The sequence below is a fragment of the Streptomyces sp. NPDC004051 genome (assembly GCF_053604275.1).
In genome coordinates this window covers 44,077-66,300 of the sequence record NZ_JBSGHG010000038.1, presented here as the reverse complement: position 1 = coordinate 66,300, position 22,224 = coordinate 44,077, and the positions used below count along the sequence as shown (strand labels likewise).

General features: G+C 72.4%; 22 protein-coding genes and 1 tRNA gene. 10 read left to right on the top strand and 13 right to left on the bottom strand.

The window, feature by feature from the left end; translation table 11 throughout:
- Window positions 1–95: 95 nt before the first annotated feature.
- The 4 genes from mshC to ACWEQO_RS28925 all read right to left on the bottom strand — a co-directional run bounded on the left by mshC (window position 96) and on the right by ACWEQO_RS28925 (window position 3,616).
- Window positions 96–1,325: a cysteine--1-D-myo-inosityl 2-amino-2-deoxy-alpha-D-glucopyranoside ligase gene (gene mshC, locus ACWEQO_RS28940; protein ID WP_452985783.1), complete on the bottom strand. Its 1,230-nt coding sequence runs from the start codon at window positions 1,323–1,325 to the stop codon at window positions 96–98.
- Window positions 1,326–1,430: 105 nt separating this feature from the next.
- Window positions 1,431–2,264, bottom strand: coding sequence for an SCO1664 family protein (locus ACWEQO_RS28935; protein ID WP_452985782.1), 834 nt, complete (start codon window positions 2,262–2,264; stop codon window positions 1,431–1,433).
- A complete protein-coding gene (locus ACWEQO_RS28930) occupies window positions 2,228–2,818 on the bottom strand; it encodes a DUF3090 domain-containing protein (RefSeq protein ID WP_452985781.1) in 591 nt (196 codons plus the stop codon). The genes ACWEQO_RS28935 and ACWEQO_RS28930 overlap by 37 nt, the downstream gene beginning before the upstream one ends.
- A gap of 111 nt (window positions 2,819–2,929) precedes the next feature.
- Window positions 2,930–3,616: a histidine phosphatase family protein gene (locus ACWEQO_RS28925; protein WP_361459866.1), complete on the bottom strand. Its 687-nt coding sequence runs from the start codon at window positions 3,614–3,616 to the stop codon at window positions 2,930–2,932.
- 86 nt (window positions 3,617–3,702) lie between these two features.
- Here ACWEQO_RS28925 and ACWEQO_RS28920 point away from each other — a divergent pair, with 86 nt between their 5' ends.
- Window positions 3,703–4,698, top strand: coding sequence for a magnesium and cobalt transport protein CorA (locus ACWEQO_RS28920; RefSeq protein ID WP_452985780.1), 996 nt, complete (start codon window positions 3,703–3,705; stop codon window positions 4,696–4,698).
- 28 nt (window positions 4,699–4,726) lie between these two features.
- Here ACWEQO_RS28920 and ACWEQO_RS28915 read toward each other — a convergent pair whose 3' ends face one another.
- Together ACWEQO_RS28915 and ACWEQO_RS28910 are read right to left on the bottom strand one after the other, a co-directional pair.
- Complete coding sequence (locus ACWEQO_RS28915) at window positions 4,727–5,515, bottom strand: ferritin-like domain-containing protein (RefSeq protein WP_452985779.1); 789 nt, start codon at window positions 5,513–5,515, stop codon at window positions 4,727–4,729.
- A gap of 286 nt (window positions 5,516–5,801) precedes the next feature.
- The gene (locus ACWEQO_RS28910; RefSeq protein WP_361459863.1) at window positions 5,802–6,857 is read right to left on the bottom strand and encodes an LLM class F420-dependent oxidoreductase; all 1,056 of its coding nucleotides are present in this window, start codon (window positions 6,855–6,857) and stop codon (window positions 5,802–5,804) included.
- A gap of 179 nt (window positions 6,858–7,036) precedes the next feature.
- Between ACWEQO_RS28910 and ACWEQO_RS28905 the strand changes: the two genes are divergently transcribed.
- Together ACWEQO_RS28905 and ACWEQO_RS28900 are read left to right on the top strand one after the other, a co-directional pair.
- The gene (locus ACWEQO_RS28905; protein ID WP_452985778.1) at window positions 7,037–8,023 is read left to right on the top strand and encodes an aldo/keto reductase; all 987 of its coding nucleotides are present in this window, start codon (window positions 7,037–7,039) and stop codon (window positions 8,021–8,023) included.
- Window positions 8,020–10,239, top strand: coding sequence for a helix-hairpin-helix domain-containing protein (locus ACWEQO_RS28900; RefSeq protein WP_452985777.1), 2,220 nt, complete (start codon window positions 8,020–8,022; stop codon window positions 10,237–10,239). The genes ACWEQO_RS28905 and ACWEQO_RS28900 overlap by 4 nt, the downstream gene beginning before the upstream one ends.
- A gap of 83 nt (window positions 10,240–10,322) precedes the next feature.
- Here ACWEQO_RS28900 and ACWEQO_RS28895 read toward each other — a convergent pair whose 3' ends face one another.
- On the bottom strand, window positions 10,323–11,045 hold the full coding sequence (locus ACWEQO_RS28895) for a hypothetical protein (protein ID WP_452985776.1): 723 nt from the start codon (window positions 11,043–11,045) through the stop codon (window positions 10,323–10,325).
- 47 nt (window positions 11,046–11,092) lie between these two features.
- On the opposite strand from ACWEQO_RS28895, the gene ACWEQO_RS28890 reads away from it, so the two are divergent.
- Window positions 11,093–11,281, top strand: a complete 189-nt coding sequence (locus tag ACWEQO_RS28890; RefSeq protein WP_361459859.1) for a DUF5703 family protein — start codon at window positions 11,093–11,095, stop codon at window positions 11,279–11,281.
- 81 nt (window positions 11,282–11,362) lie between these two features.
- Here the strand turns inward: ACWEQO_RS28890 and ACWEQO_RS28885 are convergent, their stop codons facing one another.
- From ACWEQO_RS28885 to ACWEQO_RS28875, 3 genes are all read right to left on the bottom strand, one after another.
- The gene (locus tag ACWEQO_RS28885) at window positions 11,363–12,115 is read right to left on the bottom strand and encodes a chaplin (protein WP_452985775.1); all 753 of its coding nucleotides are present in this window, start codon (window positions 12,113–12,115) and stop codon (window positions 11,363–11,365) included.
- A gap of 165 nt (window positions 12,116–12,280) precedes the next feature.
- Window positions 12,281–12,514, bottom strand: coding sequence for a chaplin ChpH (gene chpH / locus ACWEQO_RS28880; protein WP_361459857.1), 234 nt, complete (start codon window positions 12,512–12,514; stop codon window positions 12,281–12,283).
- A 150-nt stretch (window positions 12,515–12,664) separates the two neighbouring features.
- The gene (locus tag ACWEQO_RS28875; RefSeq protein ID WP_361459856.1) at window positions 12,665–13,990 is read right to left on the bottom strand and encodes a M20/M25/M40 family metallo-hydrolase; all 1,326 of its coding nucleotides are present in this window, start codon (window positions 13,988–13,990) and stop codon (window positions 12,665–12,667) included.
- Between the two features lie 207 nt (window positions 13,991–14,197).
- Between ACWEQO_RS28875 and ACWEQO_RS28870 the strand changes: the two genes are divergently transcribed.
- Together ACWEQO_RS28870 and ACWEQO_RS28865 are read left to right on the top strand one after the other, a co-directional pair.
- Window positions 14,198–14,285: transfer RNA gene (locus ACWEQO_RS28870), tRNA-Leu, on the top strand.
- Window positions 14,286–14,371: 86 nt separating this feature from the next.
- Window positions 14,372–14,746, top strand: a complete 375-nt coding sequence (locus tag ACWEQO_RS28865; protein ID WP_452985774.1) for a YchJ family protein — start codon at window positions 14,372–14,374, stop codon at window positions 14,744–14,746.
- Window positions 14,747–14,752: 6 nt separating this feature from the next.
- On the opposite strand, the gene ACWEQO_RS28860 is transcribed toward ACWEQO_RS28865, so the two are convergent.
- Window positions 14,753–15,454 carry a FadR/GntR family transcriptional regulator gene (locus tag ACWEQO_RS28860; protein ID WP_361459854.1) on the bottom strand — a complete coding sequence of 234 codons (702 nt, stop codon included), beginning with the start codon at window positions 15,452–15,454 and terminating at the stop codon, window positions 14,753–14,755.
- Window positions 15,455–15,590: 136 nt separating this feature from the next.
- Here ACWEQO_RS28860 and ACWEQO_RS28855 point away from each other — a divergent pair, with 136 nt between their 5' ends.
- From ACWEQO_RS28855 to ACWEQO_RS28840, 4 genes are all read left to right on the top strand, one after another.
- Window positions 15,591–16,109 (top strand): gluconokinase, encoded by a 519-nt coding sequence (locus ACWEQO_RS28855; RefSeq protein ID WP_361459853.1) that lies wholly within the window; start codon window positions 15,591–15,593, stop codon window positions 16,107–16,109.
- Window positions 16,110–16,197: 88 nt separating this feature from the next.
- Window positions 16,198–17,595: a GntT/GntP/DsdX family permease gene (locus ACWEQO_RS28850; protein WP_361459852.1), complete on the top strand. Its 1,398-nt coding sequence runs from the start codon at window positions 16,198–16,200 to the stop codon at window positions 17,593–17,595.
- 12 nt (window positions 17,596–17,607) lie between these two features.
- Window positions 17,608–18,369 carry an SDR family oxidoreductase gene (locus ACWEQO_RS28845; RefSeq protein ID WP_452985773.1) on the top strand — a complete coding sequence of 254 codons (762 nt, stop codon included), beginning with the start codon at window positions 17,608–17,610 and terminating at the stop codon, window positions 18,367–18,369.
- 14 nt (window positions 18,370–18,383) lie between these two features.
- Window positions 18,384–19,409, top strand: a complete 1,026-nt coding sequence (locus ACWEQO_RS28840) for an L-idonate 5-dehydrogenase (protein ID WP_361459850.1) — start codon at window positions 18,384–18,386, stop codon at window positions 19,407–19,409.
- Window positions 19,410–19,504: 95 nt separating this feature from the next.
- On the opposite strand, the gene ACWEQO_RS28835 is transcribed toward ACWEQO_RS28840, so the two are convergent.
- Together ACWEQO_RS28835 and ACWEQO_RS28830 are read right to left on the bottom strand one after the other, a co-directional pair.
- On the bottom strand, window positions 19,505–21,046 hold the full coding sequence (locus ACWEQO_RS28835) for an APC family permease (protein ID WP_452985772.1): 1,542 nt from the start codon (window positions 21,044–21,046) through the stop codon (window positions 19,505–19,507).
- A 94-nt stretch (window positions 21,047–21,140) separates the two neighbouring features.
- Window positions 21,141–22,091, bottom strand: coding sequence for a hypothetical protein (locus ACWEQO_RS28830; protein ID WP_452985771.1), 951 nt, complete (start codon window positions 22,089–22,091; stop codon window positions 21,141–21,143).
- Window positions 22,092–22,224 lie beyond the last annotated feature (133 nt).

The window sequence follows — 22,224 nt, the reverse complement described above, 5'->3', positions numbered from 1 at the left end:
AGGGAACGGACAACGACACGACACGGCACGACACGGCGATCGGCGGCGGAAACAGGAGCCGCCCCCATCGGGTGACTGTCGTGGTGGGCCGGCGGCTACAGTGCCACGCCGAGCAGGGCGTCCACCGCGCGGGAGACGATGCCGGGCGCGCCCGCGTCCGTGCCGCCGTCCTGCTCCTGGGCCACGGCCCAGCGGTCGACGGCGGCCAGGGCGGCCGGGGCGTCCAGGTCGTTGGCCAGGGCCTCGCGGATCTCCTCCACGAGCGCTTCGGCGGGCGGGCCGTCGGGACGGGAGACGGCGGCCCGCCAGTGCCCGAGCCGGGTCTCGGCGTCCAGGAGGACCTGGTCCGTCCACTCCCAGTCGGCGCGGTAGTGGTGGGCGAGCAGCGCCAGCCGGATCGCCGCCGGGTCGACGCCGTCGCGCCGCAGCCGGGACACGAAGACCAGGTTGCCCTTGGACTTGGACATCTTCTCGCCGTGCAGGGCGACCATGCCGGCGTGGACGTACGCCTTGGCCATGGGGAACTCGCCGGTGAGCACCTGGGCGTGCGAGGCCCCCATCTCGTGGTGCGGGAAGACCAGGTCGGAACCGCCGCCCTGGACGTCGAAGCCCATGCCCAGATGGTCCAGGGCGATGGCCACGCACTCGATGTGCCAGCCGGGCCGGCCCCTGCCGAGCGACCCGCCGTCCCAGCTGGGCTCGCCCTCTCGGGCGGCCATCCAGAGCATCGGGTCGAGGGGGTTCTTCTTGCCCGGACGGTCCGGGTCGCCGCCGCGTTCGGCGGACAGCAGCCGCATGGCGGCCGCGTCGAGGTTCGAGACCCGCCCGAAGTTCGGGTCGGACTCCACGGAGAAGTAGACGTCGCCCTCGAGTTCGTACGCCGCGCCGAGGTCGCGCAGTCGTTCGACGAGCGGGACGATGCCGGGTATCGCCTCCACCGCGCCTATGTACTGCTGCGGCGGCAGCATCCGCAGGGCCGTCATGTCCTCGCGGAAGAGTCGGGTCTCCTGCTCAGCGAGCGCGGCCCAGTCGACGCCGTCCCGCTCGGCCCGCTCCAGCAGCGGGTCGTCGATGTCGGTGACGTTCTGGACGTAGTGAACCTGCCGCTTGGTGTCGAGCCACACGCGCTGCACGAGGTCGAACGCGTTGTACGTCGCGGCGTGTCCGATGTGGGTGGCGTCGTACGGGGTGATGCCGCAGACGTAGATACGGGCGACGGGGCCGGGGTCGAGCGGGGTCAGGCCCCCGGTCGCGGTGTCGTGAATCCTCAGGTCGCGCCCCTGACCAGGAAGGGCGGGGACCTCGGAAGCGGGCCAGGCATGCATCTCATGAGCGTAACCGGACCGCGGTCCCCGATACGAACCGGAGCAGCTCGGACGACCGAGAAGGCCCTCTTGCGCACCCCCGCCGGACGTGCCCCGGCGCTCGGGTCAGACGGGTGGCCAGGGAATCGCCGGCCACCGGCCACCGGGCTGCGGATGGGTGCCGGAGGCGAGCAGGGACACGACCCGCGCGCGGGTCGCGTCGATCTCCGCACGGGTGATCAGCGGGGCCAGCGAGGCGGCCAGCGCGCCGCCCTCGGCGAGCGCCTTCCCGAGGGCCTCGAGGACGTCGCGTGCCTCCTCGGTCAGCGGTTCCCCGGCCCAGCCCCACAGGAGGGTGCGCAGCTTGTCCTCGGTGTTGAAGGCGACCCCGTGGTCGATGCCGTAGAGCAGGCCGTCCCGCGTGGGCAGCAGGTGCCCGCCCTTGCGGTCGGCGTTGTTGATCACCGCGTCGAGCACCGCCAGCCGCCGCAGCCGTACGTCGTCGGCGTGCACGAGCAGCGCGGTGCGTCCCTCGCCCACCTCGGCGAGCCCGACCGCCTTCCAGCCGGGTCCGGGCTCCTCCCGGTCCACCAGCGCGAGCAGTTCCGCCTCCGGCATGGCGTCGATCCACAGCTGGCACATGCCCTCGCCGTACGGCCCGTCCCGCAGCACGGTGGGCGGCACCAGTCCCCAGCCGGTCGCCTCGGAGACCCGGTACGCCGCGACCTCGCGCCCGGCGAGCGTCCCGTCGGGGAAGTCCCACAGGGGGCGCTCCCCCGCGACGGGCTTGTAGACGCAGGCGGCCTCGCGGCCCTTGTGGGTCACGGTGCAGTACAGCGCCGCGTTCGAGGCCTCACGGAGGCGTCCGCGCACGGTCAGCTCGCCCTCGGCGAGCAGCACCGCGTCGGCGGGGCCGGCGGTGGTCACGCCCCGCGGCGGTATCCGTTCTGGCGCGGACATACGTGTCCTTCCGGGTCGAGGGGGAGGCTGCACAGCGGGCACGGCGGCCGTCCCGCGTTGACGACGTCGAGGGCGCGCTTGGCGAAGGCACGGGCCTGGACCCCGGTGAGCCGGACCCGGAGCATCGGGGGCCCGTTCTCCTCGTCCTGGAGCAGCCGCTCCTCCGCCTCGGCGAGGTCCTCCTCGGACTCGGCGTCCAGTTCGACGAGCGCCTGCGCCTCGACGATCATGCACTCCTCCTCACCGTCCCAGGCGAGGGCCATGGTGCCGACGCGGAACTCCTCCTCCACCGGAGCGTCCAGCGGGGCGGTGTCGGCGATCTCTGCCGGCGCCACGGCGGGCACCGCGGCGCTGCCCCCGCTACGGCGCACGACCTCGTCGAGCAGTTCGTCCATGCGCTCGGCGAGCGCGGCGACCTGGGTCTTCTCCAGTGCCACGCTGGTCACCCGGGAGCCGGCTGAGGCCTGGAGGAAGAACGTACGGCGCCCTGGCAGTCCGACCGTACCGGCCACGAAACGTTCCGGTCGGTCGTAGAGGAACACCTGACGGGACACGTCCTGTCTCCATTGAGAGTTGTGGGTACGGGTATCAGCCGAAGCAGCCACGGCGGCTGCGACGGCTGACACGGCGCTGCTGCGACCGCTTCACCCTACTGCGGCCGACGATCACGGTGCGCCCGCACCGCCCCCGACCGGGGCGTCGTCGGCGGGCGGCTCCTCGCGCGGCACCAGGGAGGCGAAGTCACCGGTGTCGCCGAGCCGGACGAGGTAGGGACGCAGCCGTGTGTACCGGATCGCGGTGACGGAACACGGCTCGACGGAGACCCGCTGGAAGAGGTCGAGGTGGAGTCCGAGCGCGTCCGCGACGAGGGACTTGATGATGTCCCCGTGCGAGCACATGAGGTACACGGCGTCGGGGCCGTGATCGCGTTCCACGCGCGCGTTCCACTCGCGCACCGCCTCGGCGGCGCGCGTCTGCATGGCGCGCATGGACTCCCCGCCGGGGAAGGCGGCCGCCGACGGATGGGCCTGCACCACATCCATGAGGGGTTCGTCCTTCAGTTCGGCGAGCTTGCGGCCGGTCCAGTCGCCGTAGTGGCACTCCCCGATGCGCTCGTCGGTGTGCGCGGTGAGGCCGGGCCGGGCCCTCAGCAGCGGCCGGATCGTCTCCTGGCAGCGCTGGAGAGGGCTGGCGACGATCTCGGAGAGGGGCAGTTCGGCGAGTCGTCCGGGCAGCGCGGCGGCCTGCGCGACCCCGCGTTCGTCCAGGGCGACGCCGGGCGACCAGCCGGCGAGCAGCCCCTCCGTGTTGGCGGTGGATCGTCCGTGCCGGACCAGGAGCAATGTGGGCATGCGGACCAGGGTAGGCGCACGCACGTGTGTGCCGTCAGGTGCTGTGCCGGGTGGGCCGGCCGGCCGGGGAGAGGAGAACGCGTTCCGTGATCGTCGACTGCGCCATCTACCGGGACGGACACCGTACGGAGGGGTCCGAGGACCTCTCCGGCGCGCTGGAGGACGCGCGGGCGGCGAAGGGTTTCGTCTGGATCGGGCTGCACGAGCCGACGGCGGACGAGTTCGCCCTGGTCTCTCAGGAGTTCGGCCTTCATCCGCTCGCGGTCGAGGACGCCCTCAAGGCACATCAGCGGCCCAAGCTGGAGGTGTACGACGACTCGCTGTTCATGGTCCTCAAGCCGGTCGAGTACGAGCCGGACGGCGACACCGTCTCCGCCGGCGAGATCATGCTCTTCCTGGGTGACTCGTTCGTGGTGACCGTCCGGCACGGCGAGGGGTTCCCGCTGGACGCCGTGCGCAGCCGGCTGGAGCACGAACCGGAGCTGCTGGGCAACGGGCCGACGTCGGTGGTGTACGCGATCGCCGACGCCGCCGTCGACCACTATCTCGTCGTGGCGACCGAGCTGCAGACCGATCTGGAGGAGCTGGAGGCGGAGGTCTTCTCACCGGAGGGCGCCGGCACCCGGCTCACCGCGTCCCGGATCTACGCCTTCAAGCGGCAGGTCCTGGAGTTCCGCCGGGCGACCGGACCGCTGTCACCGCCGATGGCGCGGCTGACGGAGGCGGGCGCGTTCGGCGCGGCGGTGCCCTTCGTCTCCAAGGGGGCGCGCCCCTTCTTCCGTGACGTGCACGATCACCTCACACGGGTGAACGACTCCGTGGAGGGGATGGACCGGCTGGTCTCGGACATCCTCTCGGCGCATCTGGCCCAGGTGAGCGTCCGCCAGAACGACGACATGCGGAAGATCTCCGCGTGGGCGGCCATGGCCGCGGTCCCCACCATGCTCGCGGGGATCTACGGCATGAACTTCGAGCACATGCCGGAACTGCGGTGGGAGTGGTCCTATCCGGTGGTGATCCTGGCGATGGTTGGGCTGGAGGTGCTCCTGTACCGGTTGTTCAAGCGGCGCGGGTGGATGTAGCGGGGCGGGCCGCGGCCCCGCCCGGGGATCAGGCGAACTCGGACGCGCTGCTCGCGGGGCCGCCCAGGGCGTTGCGGCGTTCCGGCATCCTCAGGGAGACCATGCGGCGCCAGCCGCCCAGGCGCTCGTAGGCGTACACCGCGTGGATGCCGGCCGCCAGGAGCGCCCCTCTGGCCCGGGACCAGCCGAGGATGTCTCCCATCCGGGCCATCACCGCGAGGCTGACGTCGCGGTGGACACGGATCTCGGTGAGCGCGCACGCGCGCAGGGTGCGCTGGATGACGCGACCGTGTCCGGCGTGCGCGAGGCGCAGCAGTTCCTCGTGGCAGTAGGCGAGGTGGTCGTCCTCGTCGCGGGAGATCATCGTGACGGCGCGGCCGAGTTCGGGGTGGTCGGCGAAGTGCTTGCGGAGCAGTTCCATCTGCTCGGAGGCGCGCTGTTCGGTGACGCGGCTGTGCGCGAGGTAGACGACGATGTCCTGGACGGTGAGCGGTTCGTCGCGCCTGAGCCTGTCGTGCGCCAGACCGATGCCGCTCCGCTCGAGGAGGACGGTGTAGTCGGTCTCGGGCGGGACGGGGACCGGTCGCACGCCGCGCTTCCTCATCAGGGCCTCGAAGATGCGGCCGTGCTTGTCCTCGTCGGCGCCGTGCCTGGTGATCTTGGGGGCGAGTCCTCGCTGGCTCTCGGGGACCAGGGCCGCGATCCGGGCGTTCTCCCAGCCGCCCTGCGACTCGCCGCCGGCGGCGATGGAGCAGAACAGCGCGAAGGAGTCGTCGTCGTCGAGGATCTCCTGGAACAGACTCTTGGCCGACAGCATCCGGGCCCCTCTCCACGACGATTCCGCGCGTTCCGTGGCCCGGTGGTTCCGTGGCCGGATGGTTCCGTGGTCCGCGAAGAACGAGTCAATTGCGAGGAGGCGCGCCCGGCAACAGGTGTGCCCGACGACTCCGCCGAAAGGAGGACGGACGTGGGGGCCCCGGGGCGTAACCGGAGGGGGCCGCCGGGCGTTGTGGTGGGTGACGGCCGTGGCGGGGAAGACCCCCCGAGCCCCCGCCACGGCCGCGGAAACCTCGTGTGCGGCGCCCGGCACCCCGGGGCAGGACTTATGCGAGGCCCGCGCGCTCCAGGGCCTCGGTGCCGGCGCGCAGGGAGGCGAGGCGCTCGTCGAGCGTGAAGCCCGCGGGAGCGAGGGTGAGGGTGGTGACCCCCGCTGCCGCGTAGGCCTTCATCCGGTCCGCGATGCGGTCCACGGAGCCGAGCAGTGTCGTGGAGTCGATCAGGTCGTGCGGCACGGCCGCGGCGGCGCCCTGCTTGTCGCCCGACAGGTACTTGTCCTGGATCTCGGCGGCCTCCCGCTCGTAGCCCATGCGCCCGGCGAGCTGGTTGTAGAAGTTCTGCTTGCGGCTGCCCATGCCCCCGACGTACAGCGCGGTGTAGGGACGGAAGGTGTCGGCGAGGGCGGCGACGTCCTTGTCGTCGCCGACGGCGAGCGGGAGCGTGGGGCAGACGTCGAAGCCCTCGAGGGTCTTGCCGGCCTTCTCGCGGCCCGCCCTGATGTGCTTGACGGCGGTCTCCTCCAGGTGGTCGGCGGAGGGGAAGATCAGCAGCGCGCCGTCGGCGATCTCACCGGTCTGCTCGAGGTTCTTCGGGCCGATCGCGGCGATGTAGAGGGGGATGTGCTCGCGCTGCGGGTGCACGGTGAGCTTGAGGGGCTTGCCCGGTCCGCCGGGCAGGGGCAGGGTCCAGTGCTCACCGTCGTGGGAGAGGCGCTCGCGCGTCATGGCCTTGCGGACGATCTCGACGTACTCGCGGGTCCGCGCGAGGGGCTTGTCGAACTTGACGCCGTACCAGCCCTCGGAGACCTGCGGGCCGGACACGCCGAGACCGAGGCGGAACCGGCCGCCGGAGAGGGAGTCGAGGGTGGCGGCGGTCATCGCGGTCATCGCGGGCTGGCGGGCCGGGATCTGGAAGATGGCCGAGCCGACGTCGATCCGCTCGGTCTGGGCGGCGACCCAGGTGAGCACGGTGGCGGCGTCGGAGCCGTAGGCCTCGGCGGCCCAGCAGACCGCGTATCCCAGGCGGTCGGCCTCCTGCGCCACGGCGAGGTTGTCCGAGTCCATTCCGGCGCCCCAGTAGCCGAGGTTGATCCCGAGCTGCATGACCCTCTCCCCTTACTCATCGGTAACGTCGCTTGCGGTGACCCTATACCGCCGACGACCGGCCCGGGGGCGGTGCCGCACCATGGGAGGCCGTGCCCGGGAGTGACCTGGGGAACTCGGAGAAAACGGTTGTCCACAGGTACCCCCGCCGCAGGTGCCGGCCAGTAATCTCGGCGTTCATGGAGCAGAGGCATCTCGGCCGTACCGGCCTGCGCGTGTCCCGCATCGGTCTCGGGACCCTGACCTGGGGTCGGGACACCGACGAGCACGACGCGGCGGACCTCTTGAAGACGTTCTGGGAAGCGGGCGGGACCCTCGTCGACACCGCTGACGTGTACGGCGACGGGGAGGCCGAGTACCTGCTCGGGCAGCTCATGGGCGGGCTGGTGCCGCGCCGGGACCTCGTCATCTCGACGAAGGCCGGGAGCGTACCGGACCCGGAGCGCAGATTCGACGGCTCGCGCGGTCATCTGCTCTCCGCCCTGGACGCCTCGCTCGCCCGTCTCGGCACCGATCACGTCGACGTGTGGCACGTCCACGCCTACGACCCCTCCACCCCGCTGGACGAGACGCTCCAGGCCCTCGACATCGCCGTCGCCAGCGGGCGCGCCCGCTATGCCGGGGTGTCCAACTTCTGCGGCTGGCAGCTGGCCAAGGCGGCGACCTGGCAGCTCGCCGCGCCGGGGGTGCGGACCCGGCTGGCGAGTACCCAGATGGAGTACTCGCTGCTCCAGCGGGGCGTGGAGCGGGAGGTGCTGCCGGCGGCCGTCGACACGGGGATCGGGATCCTGCCGTCCTCGCCGCTCGGGCGGGGCGTACTGACCGGCAAGTACCGGAACGAGGCCCTGCCGCCGGACTCGCGGGGCGCCTCCGAGCACATGGCGCCGTTCGTCGCGCCGTACCTCGACGACACGGCGAGCAGGATCGTGGACGCCGTGACCACGGCGGCGGACGGGCTCGCCGTGACCGCGCTCCAGGTCGCCCTCGCGTGGGTGCGGGACCGGCCGGGTGTGGCCGCTCCCATCGTCGGCGCGCGCAACGCGCGGCAGCTCTCGGCGGCGCTGTCAGTGGAGGCGCTTAGTCTTCCTGACGAGATCTGCCGGGCGCTCGACGACGTGTCGGCGCCCGTGCACCGCTATCCCGATCACGACTGGAGCACGCTGTGAGCACGGAGCCGTCCGAGACCGCGGAGGACGTCGAGCCGGGGACGCCGGACGAGCCGGCTCGGACCGAACGGGCCGGGGCGGAGGCCGGCCCGGCCGGACAGGGCGGGGACGCGGCCGAGGGGCGGCAGGTGTCCGAGGCCGAGGCCGAGTTGCTCGCGCAGCGGGCCGAGCGGGAGCGGATCGAGCGGCGGAAGGCGGAGCGGCGGGAGCCGATCGAGGCCGGCGCCAAGCTGAGCGGCCGGGCCGCCGATCTGCTCGCCGCCGTGCGGGCCGTGGAGAGCGGCGAGAAGCCGGTGGCCGCCGTGTTCGAGGAGGCAGGGCCCGCGCCGCGGCGGCCCGCTCCCGAACCGGCGCGGCCCGCGCCGCCGGTGGCCGTCGAGGCGGCCCCCGCCACCGAGGTGGTCGCGGCCGTACGCGCGGTGCTGGCCCAGGGCGGCGCGCCCGACACGCTCGCCGTGCAGACCGCCGGAGTGCTGGGCGAGGGGGCCGCGGAAGCCCTGCGCGCCGATCCGTGGCAGTTGCTGCGGGTGACCGGTGTGCGGCCCGCGCAGGCGGACGGGTTCGCCCGTGCGCTGCTCGGCTCCGCTGCCGGGCCGGACGACGCGCGGCGGGTGCGGGCCGTCACCGGGTGGCTGCTGGAGCAGGCCGCTGCGGCCGGGCACACCGCGCTGGAGATGTCCGTGCTGACCGCCGCCCTCGGGCAGCAGGGGGTGCCGGATTCCGAGGGGGCCGTGCGGGACGCGATCTCGGACGGCGACGTCCTCGTCTTCCAGGACCCGGTGCCGGAGGCGGGCGCCTCCGCACCGCGGCGGATCGGTTCCGGGGCCGGGTCCGGGGAGAGCCAGGCCGGTACGGAGGAAGCGGACGGAGCGGACGCGGAGCGGCCCGTCAGGGTCCTGGTGGGGCTGGAGCGGTACGCGATGGCCGAGGAGAGCCTCGCCGACGGCCTGGCCCGGCTCGTCGGCTCCGCGCCCCGGCAGGACGCCCCGGACACGGAGTGGGAGCGGGCCGCCGCCTCGGCGGGCGGCTCCGGGGGCGAGCTGATCCGCGCGGTCGCCGGCCACGGCCTCGTCCTGCACACCGGCGGCCAGGCGTCCCTCGCCGAGCCGGCGGCCCTGCTGCGGGCGGCGCACGGCCTCGGGCTGCGCGCCTGGGCCGCCGCGCACGGTCCGGCCGGGCGCGCCCGGTTCGCGGCCCTGCTGGAGGCCGCCGCGACCGGGGATGCCGGGGCGGCCGAGGACGCCGGAGCCGAGGGTCCCGGCATCGCCACCGTCGCCGGGCTGCTGTCCGGTGCCGAGGGGCCGGGGCGGGACGCCGACGGGGCGCTGCGGCTGGATCTGCTCGTCGTGCTGGACGCTCCCCAGCTGGACGTCGAGGCGGCCGCGCTGGTCACGGAGTCGCTGCCGGACGGTGCCCGGCTGGTGCTGGCCGGGGACCCGGGGGTGCTGTGGTCCGCCGGTCCGGGACGGGTGTTCGCCGATCTGCTGGCGGCGCGCGTCTGCCCGCAGATCGCCTCCCGGCGGCCGGATCCGGGACCGCTGGGCGAACTGGTCTCCGGTGTCGGCGTCGGTGAGCTGAACCAGGTGGCGGCGCCCGGCAGGGAGGTCGTCATCGTGCCGGTGCGGGATGCGGGCGAGGCCGTGCACCGGACCGTGCAGCTCGTGGTGGACTCGGTGCCGCGCGCGATCGGGGTGCCGGCCGAGGAGACGCAGGTGATCACGCCGGGGCACGGGGGCGCGGTGGGCACGCGCGCGCTGAACGCCGCGTTGAAGGAGCGGCTCAATCCGGGGCCGGGGCGCTTCGGCGGGTTCGACCCGGGCGACCGGATCGCCTACTCCCCCGCCCGGGGCCGCACGGTGCCGGGCCGGGTGGTGCGGGCCGACGCCGACGGCCTGCACCTGTCCTGCGCGGGCGAGGCCGTCGTCGTGCCGCAGGAGCACGTGGAGCAGTCCGTACGGCACGGCTGGGCGCTGACCGCGCACCAGGCCGCGGGATGCAGGTGGCCCGCGGTGGTCGTGGTGCTGCCGGGCGATGCCGTTCCGGCGCTGAGCCGGCCCTGGGTGTACACCGCGTTCAGCCGGGCGGACCGCCATCTGTCCGTGGTGCACGGCGTGGAGCAGGCGCTGCCGCGCGCCGTGGCGGAGGTGGCGGCCAAGCCCCGGACGACCCGGCTCCCGGTGCTGCTGGCGCCGCAGCTTCCGGCAGCGGCCGGCTGACTCACGCCACCTGCGGCGGTGACGGCGGTGACACCGAGGGTGTCACCGCCGTCACCGTGCGTCCGGGGCCGGGCCCGACCCGGTCAGCGATCCGCGTCCAGGGGCTCCAGGTCGTCGTCCTCGTCCTCGTCGTCCGGAATCCGCACCGGCCGGACCTCGAGGCCCTCGTCCCGGTCGTCGTCGAGGCCGTCGAGGCCGTCGTCCAGGTCCTCGTCGAAGACCGCGCTGACGTCGAAGCGGCACACGACCCGGGCCGGGTCCACCTGCTCGAAGGGGGCCTCCAGCCATTCACCGGGCTCCGCCGGTTCGTCCGCTGCCGTCACCCAGAGCGTGGAGTCCCCCTCCTCCAGGCCGAAGTCCTTGTGCCGGGACGCGATCTCGTCCGGCTCGAACTCGCCGAACAGGACGCCGAGCGCGCCGTGGACGGTGTCCGAGGCGCCCGAGCCCTCCTCGTCGTCCGCCACCTCGATCCGCTGTGCGTGTGCCAGCAGCCGCTGCGGCTCCACGACGGCGTAGTCGCGACGGATCAGCACGCTCAGCGCGTTCGGCTCCTCCGGTCCGGTGTAGGGCGGCAGGGCGTCCTCCGCACCGGGGATCTCGAAGGGCGTCACCTCGTCGTAGCGGTCGTAGAGCAGTTCGTCGTACGCCTCAGCGGCCACGGCCAGCTCGTTGAACGCCTCGTAGACGGCCGGGTCGTCCTCACCCGACCGGCGCTCGACCGCGGCCAGGTGGCGGTCGAGCGCGGTCTTGACCGCCTCGGCGGCGGCGCGTACCTCGGCAGCGGTGGGCTGCGCAGCATCAGACATAGTGCAGACGCTATCCGTACCGGGGCCCAGCACGCACAATAGATGCGATGCCGGAATACGAATTTGTCCACGTGTACGTACCGCGCGGGGTCTCCCGCAAGGAGGCGGCACGTCTGCTGACGGACCACGCGGAGTACGGTCACTGGGAGTTGGACCGTCTGAGTCTGCTGCACGACGGCAGCCGCAAGGTGCGGTTGCGGCGGCGGATCATCCGCCAGGTACGCGCGACCTGGTGAGCTCTGGCCGCCTGCCGACAACTGTGAGATCAACCAGGGAGCGGGCCCCGCGGTCGCGGGGCCCGCTCCCCGTGCTCTGCGTCACGCGGCGGCCCGTGCCTTGCGGTAGAGGACCGCTCCGGCGAGCAGCGCACCCGCGCCGACCGGCAGGGCGAGGCCCAGCGGCAGCTCGCTGCCGGTCCGGGCGAGCTGCGCGTCGGCCTGGGGCACGGCCACGGACCGGGGGCCCCGCTGGCTGCCGGGCGGGGCGTCGGCCGGGGTCTCGTCGTGCGGGGCGGGCGGCGTGCTCGGTTCGTCACCGGCCTCCTGCGGCTCCGGCTCCGCCGGGGTGCCCGGGGCATCATCGGCGCAGTCGTTGCCCGTGGCGACGTTGCCGGCGCCGATGACGTCGACGCTGTTGCCGCAGACGTTCACCGGGATGTGCACCGGGACCTGGATCTGGTTGCCGGAGAGCACACCGGGCGAGCCGGTGGCGCGTCCGTCGGCGTGCGCACCGTCGTGGCCGCCGGAGTCACGGTGCTTGCCGGACTCGTCCTGGTGGCCGGACTCTCCCTGGTCGGCCGCGGTGGTGCCGCCCTGATGGACGCAGGAGTTGCCCACGGCCGGGTTGAGGACGCCGACGACGTCGACGGTGTTGCCGCAGACGTTGACCGGCGCGTGCACCGGCACCTGCACCGTGTTGCCGGAGAGCACGCCGGGCGAACCCGCGGCGGCGCCCTGCGCGCCGGAGTCGGCGTGGGCGATCCCGCCCGCGGCGGCGATCACGCCGGTGGCGGCGATCACGCCGGTGGCGGCGGCCACGGTCATCAGGCCCTTGCGGGTGACCTGTCGCATAGCTGAAATTCCTGCCTTCGACCTCGTGCCGGGAATTCCGTCCGTCGGATTCCCGGTGTTGCGACGTTCTGCGAGACCGGTCGGCCCCGGAGCGCATGGCGCGCGCCCCGGGGCCGACGAGCTCAGACACGGGAAAATGCTTGCCCTAAGGGGCCAGGCACAACGTCACTGGTTGACGCAGACGTTGCCGACGGCGGGGTTCAGCAGCCCGATCACGGAGACGGTGTTGCCGCAGACGTTCACCGGGACGTGCACCGGGGCCTGGACGACGTTGCCCGAGAGGACACCCGGGGAGTTCACGGCGGCACCCTGGGCACCGGAGTCGGCGGCGGCCATGCCCGCACCCGCGAGAACCAGTCCACCGGTGGCGGCGGCGACGGCGACGACCTTCTTGATCATTGTTCCTCCTCGTTGGCAATGCGATCCCAAGTCGCGGATCACATCACGGGTAACGAGGAAGGAGTAATGAGGCTACGAGCTTATCGTCGCATTCACTCTTCCCGGTCAACTCCGCACGTCTGCACGATTGTTGGAATCGTCCGGAACACCTCAGGAGGCGTCCAGGAACCGGTCGAGCACCCGCACGCCGAATTTCAGGCCGTCCACCGGCACCCGCTCGTCGACCCCGTGGAACATGCCGGCGAAGTCCAGCTCCGGCGGCAGCTTCAGCGGGGCGAAGCCGAAGCAGCGGATCCCGAGGTCGTCGAAGGACTTCGCGTCGGTGCCGCCGGAGAGCATGTACGGCACCGCCCGCGCGATCGGGTCCTCGGCGCCGAGCGCCAGCTGCATGGCGTCGACGAGCCGGCCGTCGAAGTCGGTCTCCAGCGCCTTGTCGGCGTGCACGTCCTCCCGCCGCACCCGCGGGCCGAGGATGCGGTCCAGGTCGGCCAGGAACTCCTCCTCGTACCCGGGCAGGAAGCGGCCGTCGACGTGGGCGGTGGCCTGGCCGGGGATGACGTTGACCTTGTAGCCGGCGCCGAGCATGGTGGGCGCCGCCGAGTTGCGCAGCGTGGTGCCGATCATGCGGGCGATGCCGCCGAGCTTGGGGAGGGTCTCCTCCATGTTCTCCGGGTCGAGCTCGGTGCCGAGGGCGTCGGAGAGCTCGTCCAGGAAGGCCCGTACGGTCTTGGTGACCCGTACCGGCCACTGGTGCCGGCCGAGCCGGGCCACCGCCTCGCTGAGTTCGGTGATCGCGTTGTCGTCGTTGGTCATCGAGCCGTGGCCCGCCGTGCCGTCGACGGTGAGCCGCATCCAGTGCATGCCCTTCTCGGCGGTCTCGACGAGGTAGAGGCGCAGCTTCTCGTTGACGGTGAAGGAGAACCCGCCGACCTCGCCGATCGCCTCGGTGACGCCCTCGAACAGCTCGGGGTGCTTGTGGACCAGGTGTTTGGCGCCGTAGGTGCCGCCGGCCTCCTCGTCGGCGAGGAAGGCGAGGACGACGTCGCGCGGGGGCTTGCGTCCGCTGCGCATGCGCTCGCGGACGACCGCCAGCGTCATCGCGTCCATGTCCTTCATGTCGACGGCGCCGCGCCCCCACACGCAGCCGTCGGCGATCTCGCCGGAGAAGGGGTGGTGGGTCCAGTCCGCCGCGTTGGCCGGTACGACGTCGGTGTGGCCGTGGATCAGCAGCGCGGGCCGCGAGGGGTCCTCCCCCTCGATCCGGGCCACGGTGGAGGCGCGGCCCTTGTGGGACTCGAAGATCTGCGGTTCCAGGCCCACCTCGGCGAGCTTCTCGGCGACGTACTCGGCCGCCTTGCGCTCACCGGGGCCCGAGTGGTCGCCGTAGTTGCTGGTGTCGATCCGGATCAGGTCGCGGCAGAGGTCCACGACCTCGTCCTCGCCGGTGACGCCCTTGGCCGTGTCCGTCACGCTCACGTGGTTCCTCCCGCTGTCACTGCTGGTGGGTCCCCCTCATCCTCTCCCCTGGACGCGTCCGCCCCAAGACCGGACCCGGCCCGTCCCGGCGTTCACGCCGGGACGGAGCAGACCCGGCAACGCACCCACCGGGGTGATCGGCCACCCCGGAAAGCCTGGTAATGTTTACGTCGTCGCAGCGGGGGAAACCCGCGCGTCAGACACCTTGTCCGGGTGGCGGAATGGCAGACGCGCTAGCTTGAGGTGCTAGTGCCCTTTATCGGGCGTGGGGGTTCAAGTCCCCCCTCGGACACCAGTGAGAACGACGAAGGGCCCTTGATCTTCAAGGGCCCTTCGTCGTCGCCCGATCGGCCGGGACGGCGACAGGACAGAATGGCCGACATGACCACGCGTTCCTGCCCCTGCGGGCTCCCCGAGACCTACGAGGCGTGCTGCGGCCGCTTCCACGCGGGGACAGCCGCCGCGCCGACCGCCGAGAAGCTCATGCGGTCGCGGTACTGCGCCTTCGTGCGGCTGGACGCCGGTTACCTGCTGCGGACCTGGCATCCGCGGACGCGGCCGGAGCGGGTCGACCTGGATCCGGGGATGCGGTGGACCGGGCTGGAGATCCTGGACACCGACGGCGGGTCCGCCTTCCACTCCACCGGGACGGTGACCTTCCGGGCGTCCTACCGGGGTGGCTCACTGCACGAGCGCAGCCGGTTCGAGCGGGTCGGCGGGGCGTGGGTGTACGTCGACGGGGATTTCCTGAGCTGACGTCACTCAGGGTGCCAGGATGTCCAGTTCCTCGAGTGCGCCGACCGTGATCTGACGGGTCAGCTCCTCCGCGCGGGCGGCGTCGCGCTCGCGGACCGCCTCGGCGACCTGGACGTGCAGGGTGACGGCGGCCGGGTCGGGGTCGTCGAACATCACGTCGTGGTGCGTGCGGCCGGCCAGCACCTCGGCGACGACGTCGCCGAGGCGGGCGAACATCTCGTTGCCGGACGCGGTGAGGATCACGCGGTGGAAGGCCATGTCGTGGACGAGGTACGCATCCAGCTTGTGACCACGCGAGTTGGCGACCATGCCGATGGCGCACTCGGTGAGCTCGGCGCACTGCTCGGCGGTGGCATGGCGGGCGGCCAGGCCCGCCGCGACCGGTTCGATCGCCGAGCGCAGCACCGTGAGGGAGCGCAGTTGCCGGGGGCGGTCCGCGCCGGCCAGGCGCCAGCGGATGACCTGGGGATCGTAGACGTTCCACTCGCAGGTCGGGAGGACCGTCACGCCGACGCGGCGCCGGGACTCGACCAGGTGCATGGACTCCAGCACGCGGACCACCTCGCGCATCACGGAGCGCGACACGTCGAAGCGCTGTGCGAGCTCGTCGGTGCGCAGGACGCTGCCCGGCGGGTATTCGCCTGCGGTGATCTCGGGGCCGAGGGTGTCCAGTACACGGCCGTGCAGTCCCCGGCCCGTTGCGCTCATGGACACAGAGTACGGGGCGGATCACAGAAGCGAAAAGTCAGACGTTTGCGTCACACGCTCTTGTATTTGTCTTACCAATAGGTTTCAGTTGCCCCGACATCACGTGTCAACGAAGACATAAGACAGTGAGGCAGCGATGAACACCCCCCATGTCGTCGTGGTCATGGGCGTCGCCGGCACCGGCAAGACCACCATCGGTCCCCTGCTCGCGGCCCGGCTCGACGTCCCGTACGCCGAGGCCGACGAGTTCCACCCGGAAGCAAACATCGCCAAGATGTCGGCCGGTACCCCGCTCACCGACGAGGACCGACTGCCCTGGCTGGACGCCATCGGCGGCTGGGCCCGCGGGCGGGTCGGTCTCGGAGGGGTCGTCAGCTGCTCGGCGCTGAAGCGCTCGTACCGCGACCGGCTGCGGGCCGCCGCGCCCGGCGTGGTCTTCGTGCACCTCACCGGTGACCGCGCGCTCATCGAGGACCGGATGTCGCACCGCGAGGGGCACTTCATGCCCACGGCCCTGCTCGACTCCCAGTTCGCCACGCTCCAGCCGCTGGAGCCGGACGAGGTGGGGATCGCCGTGGACGTGACGGGCAGCCCGCAGGAGATCACCGAGCGGGCGCTCACCGCCCTCGAGGGCCTCTCCGAGCCGGCTCCGTAGGTCCCGCCCCGGACCCCACATTCCCCCGGGGCGCGCCCCCGTCGCCCCGGTTTTTTCTCCAACTCCCCGTACTGACAAGGGATCCACCGTGACCAGACTCAGTGTCGAGATGCTGGCAGCGGACGTACCCGAGCCGATCACCTCGGCCGGCCACGCTCAGCTGGGCATCGCCGTCCTGGCGGGCATCGCCGTCATCGTCCTGCTCATCACCAAGTACAAGTTGCACGCCTTCCTGGCACTGACCATCGGGTCACTGGCGCTCGGCGCGTTCGCAGGGGCGCCGCTGGACAAGGCCATCTCCAGCTTCAGTGCCGGACTCGGCTCCACCGTCGCCGGTGTCGGCGTGCTCATCGCACTCGGGGCGATCCTGGGCAAGATGCTCGCCGACTCCGGTGGTGCCGACCAGATCGTCGACACCATCCTCGCCAAGGCGAAGGGCCGCACCATGCCCTGGGCCATGGTGCTGATCGCCTCGGTGATCGGTCTGCCGCTGTTCTTCGAGGTCGGCGTCGTCCTGCTGATCCCGGTCGTGCTGATAGTCGCCAAGCGCGGCAACTTCTCCCTGATGCGCATCGGTATCCCGGCGCTCGCCGGTCTGTCCGTGATGCACGGTCTGGTCCCGCCGCACCCCGGCCCGCTGGTCGCCATCGACGCGCTCAGCGCCAACCTCGGTGTGACGCTGGCGCTCGGTGTGCTCATCGCCATCCCGACGGTGGTCATCGCCGGTCCGCTGTTCGCCAAGTACGCCGACCGCTGGGTGGACGCCCAGGTTCCCGACCGGATGATCCCCCAGCGCGCCTCCGAGGATCTGGAGAAGCGCCCCGGCTTCGGGCCGACCCTGTTCACCATCCTGCTGCCGGTCGTGCTGATGCTGGGCAGGGCCCTGGTCGAGATCGTCATCGACGACCCGGAGAACGGCGTCCAGCGCGTCTTCAACGTCATCGGCTCCCCGATGATGGCCCTGCTCCTCTCCGTGCTCGTCGGCATCTTCACGCTGGGCATGCCCGCCGGGTTCAGCAAGGACCGGATCTCGCAGCTGGTCGAGAAGGGGCTCGCCCCGATCGCGGGCATGCTGCTGATCGTCGGCGCGGGCGGCGGCTTCAAGCAGACGCTGATCGACTCCGGCGTGGGCCAGATGATCATGGACATCTCCAAGGACTGGTCGATCCCGACGCTGCTGCTGGGCTGGCTGATCGCGGTGGCGATCCGGCTGGCGACCGGTTCGGCGACCGTGGCCACCATCTCGGCGGCCGGCCTCGTCGCGCCGCTCGCGGCCGACCTGTCGACCACGCACGCCGCCCTGCTGGTCCTCGCCATCGGCGCCGGCTCGATCTTCTTCAGCCACGTCAACGACGCCGGCTTCTGGCTGGTGAAGGAGTACTTCGGCCTGAGCGTCGGCCAGACCATCAAGACGTGGTCGGTCATGGAGACGATCATCTCGGTGGTCGCCGGTGGTCTGGTCCTGCTGCTCTCGCTCGTCATATAGGGGTACGGAGAAATGACGGCTCATTCCCTGTTCGACATCAGCGGCCGCACGGCCCTGGTGACCGGATCCAGCCGGGGCATCGGACTCGCTCTCGCCCGCGGACTGCTCGAGGCGGGCTGCAGGGTCGTGCTCAACGGGCGGGACGGCGAACGCCTCGCCGAGGTCGCGGCCGAACTGCCGGGCGACGTCCACACGGCCGTGTTCGACGTGACCGACAGCTCCTCGGTGGCCTCGGGCATCGCGGACGTGGAGGAGCGGGTGGGCCCGCTCGACATCCTGGTCAACAACGCGGGCATGCAGGTGCGCGCCCCGCTGCTCGAGTTCACCGACGCCGACTGGCACCGCATCCTCGACACCAACCTCACCAGCGCGTTCCTGGTCGGCCGGGAGGTCGCCCGCGGGATGACGGAACGCGGCCACGGGAAGATCATCAACATCTGCTCGCTGCAGAGCGAGGTGGTCCGCCCCGGCATCGCGCCGTACGCGGCCACCAAGGGCGCGCTGAAGATGCTCACCAAGGGCATGTGCGCGGACTGGGGCCCGCACGGGGTCCAGGTCAACGGGCTCGGCCCCGGCTACATCGAGACCGAGCTGACCGAACCGCTGGTGCAGAACGAGGAGTTCAGCTCCTGGGTGCGGGGGCGGACGCCCGCCGGGCGCTGGGGGCGTACCGAGGACCTGGTGGGCGGGCTGCTGTTCCTCGCCTCTCCCGCGGCCGACTTCGTCGGCGGGCAGGTGCTGTACGTCGACGGCGGCATGACGAGCGTGCTGTGAAAGAGGTGGCGGAGATGCTCGGTTGTGTGATTCACGGTCAGGGCGACCTGCGGGTCGAGGAGCAGGCGGTGCCGGCTCCCGGCCCGGGGCAGGCGCTGGTCGCCGTCCGGTACGGCGGGGTGTGCGGTTCCGACCTGCACTACTGGCGGCACGGCGGGGTGGGCGACTTCCGGCTCCGGGAGCCGATGCTGCTCGGGCACGAGGTCGTCGGCACCGTCGTCTCGTACGGTGACGGGGCCTCGGGTCCGGCCGCCGGCACGGCCGTCGCCGTGCACCCGGCCACCCCGTGCGGGGTGTGCCCCGAGTGCGTGGACGGGCGGCGCAACGTGTGCCGGGACACCCGGTACCTGGGCAGCGCGGCGCGCTTCCCGCACGTGCAGGGCGGTTTCGCGGCGCGGATCGTCGTCCCCGCCGAGCAGCTGCGCCCGCTTCCCGCCGGGCTGGAGCTGCGGCGGGCGGCTCTCGCCGAGCCGCTGTCCGTCGCCCTGCACGCGGTGCGACGGGCCGGGGAGGTGGCCGGCCGCCATGTGCTGGTCACCGGGGCCGGGCCCATCGGCTGCCTGGTCGTGGCGGCGGCGAAGGCGGCCGGGGCGGCGAAGGTGACCGTCACCGATCTGCTGCCGAAGGCGCTGGAGTACGCGCGGGCCGCGGGCGCCGACACCCTCGTGCGCGCCGACGACCCGGACGACGCCGGGTGGCCGGCGGAGGTGGACGTGGCGATCGAGGCGTCCGGCGTGGCGGCGGGGCTGGAAGCCTGTCTGCAGCGCGTGCGGCGGAGCGGGGTCGTCGTGCAGCTCGGCATGCTCCCGGCGGGGCAGAGCCCGTTCGCGGGCAACCTGGTGGTGAGCCGGGAGATCGAGCTGCGCGGGGCGTTCCGCTTCGACACCGAGTTCGACGCGGCGCTCGACCTGCTCGCGGCCGAGCCGTCGTTCGACGACCTGGTCAGCGCGGTCGTGCCGGTACGGGACGCGGAGTCGGCGTTCACGCTCGCCGCGGACCGGAGCCGGTCCTGCAAGGTGCTGCTGGACTTCGCCTCCTGAGCCCTTTCGGCCACCGCCTTCCTGGCACGGCCCCGGCGGGTCCACGGACCCGCCGGGGCCGACGCGTTTCCTCGGACGTACGTCGCCCGCCCGTCCTATGCGCCGCGTTCGGCCTCCTTGTCCAGTTGGAAGGCCTCGTTGCCGAGCCCGATGCGGGCGTGGACCTCGGGGGCGCGGGCGCGCAGGACCAGGCCCTGGACCAGGCCGGCGACGAGGGCCAGCCCGATGACGCCCGGCAGCAGCCGGCTCAGCGCGGAGCCGGGGCCGGCCCCGACGAGCACGTCGAAGTCCTTGACGGTGTAGCCGGCGATCACGACCAGGGCGAGACCCGCCAGCGCCGAGGTGACCAGCCGCCAGGCCTGGGCGCCGGCGGCGCCGCGGCGGACGAAGAAGACGACGACGGACAGCGAGGCGATCGCCATCAGCACGATCACGCCGAGGGCGCCGATGTTGCCGCCCCAGGTGAACAGGTGCAGGACGGGCGCGGTCGGGTCGCCGGTCGGTTTGTCGTCGGTGAGTGCGAAGACGAGGACGAGCACCACGGCGATGCCCGTCTGGAGCAGCGAACCGGTGCCGGGGGCTCCGCTGGTGCCGGTGGTGCGGCCGAAGGCGCCGGGCAGTAGGCCCTCGCGGCCCATGGCGAAGGCGTACCGGGCGACGACGTTGTGGAAGCTGAGCAGTGCGGCGAACATGCCGGTCACGAAGAGGACGTGCAGGACGTCCGTGAAGGTTCCGCCGAGCCGGGCCTCGGTCAGGTGGAAGAGCAGTCCCGCGCTCTGCTCCTGCGAGGTGGCGACGATGTCGGCGGGGCCGGTGGCCACGGTGAGCGCCCAGCTGCTGATCGCGAAGAAGACGGCGACGCCGGTGACCGCGAGGAACATCACCCGGGGCACCAGGATGTGCGGCCGGCTGGTCTCCTCCGCGTAGACCGGGGCCTGTTCGAAGCCGAGGAAGGCGGCGATGCAGAAGCACAGGGCGGTGCCCACGCCGGCGCCGGTGAGGGTGTCCGGGTCGAAGGCGTGCAGGGACAGCCCTTCCTTGCCGGGGTCGGCGATGGCGGCGATGTCGAAGACGACGACCAGGAGCACCTCGATGACCAGCAGGACGCCGAGCACGCGCGCGTTGACGTCGATCTTCAACCAGCCCAGCGCGCCGACGGCGACCGCGGCCGCGAGCGCCGGTATCCACCAGGCGACCTCCAGGTCGGCGTAGGTGGCGAAGAGCCCGGAGACCTCGAAGCCGAAGATGCCGTAGATGCCGACCTGGAGCGCGTTGTAGGCGACCAGCGCGACCATGGCGGCGCCCGCGCCGGCGGTGCCGCCGAGGCCGCGGGAGATGTACGCGTAGAAGGCGCCGGCGTTGTGGACGTGCCGGCTCATCTCGGCGTAGCCGAGGCTGAACAGCACCAGCACGGTGCCGAGGACCACGAAGAGCAGGGGCTGGCCGACGATGCCCATCACCGCGAATGTGGTGGGCATGACACCCGCGACCACCATGAGCGGGGCGGTCGCGGCGAGTACCGAGAGCAGCAGGCCGCCCGTGCCGAGGCGGTCGGCGCGCAGGGCGCGCTCCTGGCCCTTGAAGGTGCTGATGCCGTCCGCTGCGGCTCTGCTCGGGCTCGAACTGTCCGTGGTCATCGGAAGACCGTCCTTGGGTCGGAAGTGGTGGTCGGGCGTGGTGGTCGCGCGGTTGTCGGGCGTGGTGGTCGGGCCGGATCGGGCTCGTGCGGGTTCATCCGGTGCCGAGGGCGGCGGCCCGTGCGGCGCGGAAGGCGGTGAGCGGGTCGCGGTCGGGGTACGACCAGGGGGCCGGGGTGGCCTTGTCGCCGATGCGGTGGAACAGGGCGGCGGCCTCGGCGCCCCGGCCCTCGCAGACCTTGGCGTGGGCGAGGAAGTTCAGGTCGATCAGGCGGCGCGGATGGCCTTCGTGCTCCCACTCCAGCCACCAGTCGAAGGCGGCCTTCATCACCTGCCGGGCACGGCGGCCCACCCAGTGGCCGGAGGTGGCCGGGTCGGCGCGCTCGTGGCCGGCGGCGGCGAGTGCGCGGTAGCGCTCGGCGTGCGCGATGACCGGCAGCATCGCCAGGGGGGAGTCGGCGGGCGCCTGTTCGGCGGACCAGTTGGCGAAGTCGTAGACCTCGTGCAGCGGGTCCGGGCCCGTCTCCACGCGGCGTTCGGCGAGCCAGGCGACCACCAGGTGGTGGGCGTGGTGGTGGTCCGCGTACCGGGTGCGGACCTGTTCGAAGGTCCGCACCACCTCGCCCTCGGCGCCCCGGGCGCACTCCAGCAGCAGCAGACCGAGCCACGGGGTGGGGTCGGCGGGTAACGCCGCGGCCGCCTGGTGGCACGCCTCGCGCGCGCGGTCCGCCTTCTCCTTGCCGCGCAGGGCGCGCCTCACCCCGGCCAGGGCGAGCAGGACCGACGCGTTCCCGGAGTCGGGCTCGGCGAGCAGCCAGTCGCGGACCCAGGCGGCGCAGGAGGGCTCCCGGGCGAGCACGGTGATCCGGTGGCCGCGGCGGTCCCAGTCGTCCCCCGTACGGACGAGCAGTGAGCGGGCGTTCTGCCACCGGCCTTGCGCCAGCGCGGCCCGCGCGGCGACGAGTTCCTCGTCGTCGAGGGCCTCGTCGAAGGCCTGTGCCGCGCGTCTGCGGGCACGGCCGAGGGGAGGCGGGGGTGGGGACACCGCGGACTTCCTCACGCGCTCTTCTCGTGGCTCGGCCCATGTCGGACGGACGGTCGGTCGGTACGGCAGTGGTCGGCTGCCGATAGCCATGGGTCGATCACGGACAGCAAACCGGCAGCCAACAGTTGACGTC